Origin of the sequence: Acinetobacter sp. 1294596 (genome assembly GCF_000582925.1) — a bacterium.
GTDB lineage: Bacteria > Pseudomonadota > Gammaproteobacteria > Pseudomonadales > Moraxellaceae > Acinetobacter > Acinetobacter radioresistens.
On sequence record NZ_JFCC01000085.1, the window covers coordinates 1 to 3,162 of the forward strand.

General features: G+C 37.1%; 3 protein-coding genes and 1 rRNA gene. All 4 read right to left on the reverse strand.

Annotation, left to right across the window (positions count from 1 at the left end):
• A 16S ribosomal RNA gene (locus J502_RS15760) occupies positions 1-301 on the reverse strand; the annotation flags it as partial.
• Positions 302-1,134: 833 nt separating this feature from the next.
• A complete protein-coding gene (locus tag J502_RS15765; protein WP_034685148.1) occupies positions 1,135-1,986 on the reverse strand; it encodes an alpha/beta hydrolase family protein in 852 nt (283 codons plus the stop codon).
• The gene (locus J502_RS15770; protein WP_005017607.1) at positions 1,983-2,420 is read right to left on the reverse strand and encodes a MarR family winged helix-turn-helix transcriptional regulator; all 438 of its coding nucleotides are present in this window, start codon (positions 2,418-2,420) and stop codon (positions 1,983-1,985) included. The genes J502_RS15765 and J502_RS15770 overlap by 4 nt, the downstream gene beginning before the upstream one ends.
• Before the next feature lie 310 nt (positions 2,421-2,730).
• Positions 2,731-3,045, reverse strand: a complete 315-nt coding sequence (locus J502_RS15775; RefSeq protein WP_034671379.1) for an ankyrin repeat domain-containing protein — start codon at positions 3,043-3,045, stop codon at positions 2,731-2,733.
• Between the last annotated feature and the right edge of the window lie 117 nt (positions 3,046-3,162).

Consider the following 3,162-nt stretch of genomic DNA (forward strand, 5'->3'; position numbering starts at 1 on the left):
ATCATCCTCTCAGACCCGCTACAGATCGTCGCCTTGGTAGGCCTTTACCCTACCAACTAGCTAATCCGACTTAGGCTCATCTATTAGCGCAAGGCCCGAAGGTCCCCTGCTTTCTCCCGTAGGACGTATGCGGTATTAGCGCTCCTTTCGGAACGTTGTCCCCCACTAATAGGCAGATTCCTAAGCATTACTCACCCGTCCGCCGCTGAATCCAGTAGCAAGCTACCTTCATCCGCTCGACTTGCATGTGTTAAGCCTGCCGCCAGCGTTCAATCTGAGCCATGATCAAACTCTTCAGTTAAAATCATTTGTACCTTATTTATAGACAAGGTACCAATTCTGGCTCATTAATCTTCTGACTAAAAATTTACTCAAATAAACTTCGAGAAATTTCTACCATTCAATCAATGAAAATTATTTCGATCGATCAACCAGTAAAAATCCACACAAGTTGTTCTTCATATTCTCTTAATGATCTTTCTAATACCTCGTCAGTACTAGAAGCTGGACTTCGATAAACTCAACAACTTAGCGCCTTGCGCTTGTTTATTTCCGTCTATCTCGTCGGTATGGGGTGCATTCTAGAGGATTTCAGAATCATTGCAACCCCCCATTTAATATATTTTTCACGTATGTACTATTTTTCAGCAAAAATAAGAAAAAAGGCTTTTTATTTCTCATTTTTTAACCATTTTCTTGTATTTTTTCTTACTTTTTTAATTTTTTTTAAATCGTTCTTTCTTATTTTAACTTCGGGTAGACAAGTTAATTTTTATTCTTCACTCATCATATTTCATATGACCTAAATTATTATTTAAACCCTGCTGTATGTTTTATCGCCTCTATTTAAATTAATTTTTAAGAAAGGCTATATAGCTTTCATCGACCTTTAGGCTGGTCATTGCTGGATATTGGCCCGGACCTTTTTATATTCTTTTTCAAAAAATAGTTGAGCGCATTTTTTATATGACAATGAAGAATCACTCACTGCTTGTATTCAGGCAGATTAATATCCCGCTTAGATATAATTAACCCTAGCCTCTCAATGATATTAAAAAATTTTATTTTTAAATTTTCTGTTCTCTACGTATCAAGGAAGAGTAGCTTTATTCACTCTTCCTTAATACTCTAGAATCAGTTTAACTGACCAGCAATAAGTGGCCATAAATTTTGGTGTGAAGGCCTGAACATTAACATATGCCCAATTGATCGATGGCCATAATGTTTTGGTTGTATAATTAATTTCTTTGTAGGGGCCAGCGGATAAAGTTTCAGCAAAGCATCAATATTCTGTTCTGTTGCAATTTCATCATCAGTTGCTGCAATAGCAGTAATCGGGCAGCAAACCTGTTCATGATAATGTTTATTGATCGTTTTACCTACCGCATTCATGACATAGCCAGGACGGCTACAGAATTGTGCCCATTGCCGCGCAACGCCTTTCGGTAAGTTTTCGCCCATTCCAATTACTTTAGCGGCTCCATATCCTTTAAAAGCTAAACTTAGGGGAAATAGCAGATTAAACATAAGGGGTGCCAGAAGTTTGGTACGGCCTTTTAATCCTTTGATATGCCCTGTCGAGCCTGCAATAGAAATAAGCTGTTTAACCTGCTGATGATTTTCAACCAGACCCACTAACTGACCACCCGCACTATGCCCGATAATGTTTACCTGAGAAGCACCCGTCTTTTTTAGCGCTGTATCAATGACCGCTGGCAGGTCCAGTAAACCCCAATCTTGAATAGATGCTTTAGAATCTTTTAGTGCGCCATTAAGTGAAGCACCAATTCCCCTAAAGTCAAAAGTCAGAACATCATAACCCTGCTGAGTTAACCATACGGCAAAAGGTTGATAGAATTGCTGAACAATACCAGTAGCTGGAGAAATGATTATAGGTTCACTCTTTTTTATAGGGGCAGTACTAGGGTACAAAATTCCTTTCAGGATATAGCCATCTCGACATTTCACTTCAATATAGTTATTCATAAATCTTTTTCCTTCATTTTATCTAAATTTTTTGTCAAAAAATCTAGCCATTTTTCAATAGTACAAATTTCTTCAATGCTAAATCCCTGCTGCATATACTGATTTAAATAAGTGGCTTTTTGCTTGAGCTCTGGAAGAAGTGATCTGGATAAATCGGTCAAAAATAGACAGGTAGTTCTAGCATCGGTTGGAGAACTTTTTTTAATCACCAGCTTTTGTATTGTCATTCGTTGAATGAGCCCGGTAATTGCAGAGGGAACCAACTGCATCCGTGAAGCCAGTTCCGTAAGCGTTATGCCATCCTGCTGATCAAGATAAAACAGTACCAGCATTTGTGAAGGACTTTGCAATTCTTCTGGAAGACACTGCCTGATCAGGCTTTGTACTTTATGGTCTGCCTGACTCAGCAGATAGATCAATTTAGGTCGAGACATAAAATACTTCACATGTGAAATAATTAATTATTCTGCTTGATTAAAGCAAAAGTGTAAATTTTTCAAATTTACTGAACAGTCAAGAAATATAATCTTGTCAGTTTAAACTTACATCTTCTTCTGCTTTTTGCAGCTAGATCAATTAAGTTATTCAAAGTATTCTGAGATCAACAAGGAACAGGAAGTTCCAGAACATAAAACAACAATAATATGTTTTAGCACCAGGAGCGTGAGGTATAACAGGAGTTTTACCTACAAGCGAAATATAAAGGAATCTCATCAGGATGATGAGGTTCCTTTTTTAATATATTTATTTAAATGATTTTAGAAAATCGACAATTTCAGAATGCATAGCCATTTCTGCCAGCTGTAGAACAGTATATTGCCCTTTACTATGTAGATCAGCTCCTTTGTCTATAAGAAGTTTCACAATACCTAAATAACCATTTTCGGCTGCAGCATGCAGTGCACTGTATCCTTCTTCATCAGCCTGGTTTGGGTCAATGCCAGCATCTAATAACTGTTTAACGTGTTCCATATCACCTAAAGACGCCCAATACACAATTTCAGGAAGCCGAAGTTCAGCTTCATCTTGGGATACAGGAGAGAATGAATTAAATTTCATATGAATAACACCTACATTGAGTATGGCTGGTTTAAATTAAGAAACAGCTTTTAAATAAGATTCAACCCTAGTTATTTATTTTTTATTTATTTACAGAAATTAATTTTCTGATTCTAG

Bases quoted from the DNA above. Each gene is read 5' to 3' on its own strand.
- J502_RS15770 (WP_005017607.1), bottom strand. From the start codon at position 2,420: ATGTCTCGACCTAAATTGATCTATCTGCTGAGTCAGGCAGACCATAAA.
- J502_RS15775 (WP_034671379.1), bottom strand. From the start codon at position 3,045: ATGAAATTTAATTCATTCTCTCCTGTATCCCAAGATGAAGCTGAACTT.
- J502_RS15765 (WP_034685148.1), bottom strand. From the start codon at position 1,986: ATGAATAACTATATTGAAGTGAAATGTCGAGATGGCTATATCCTGAAA.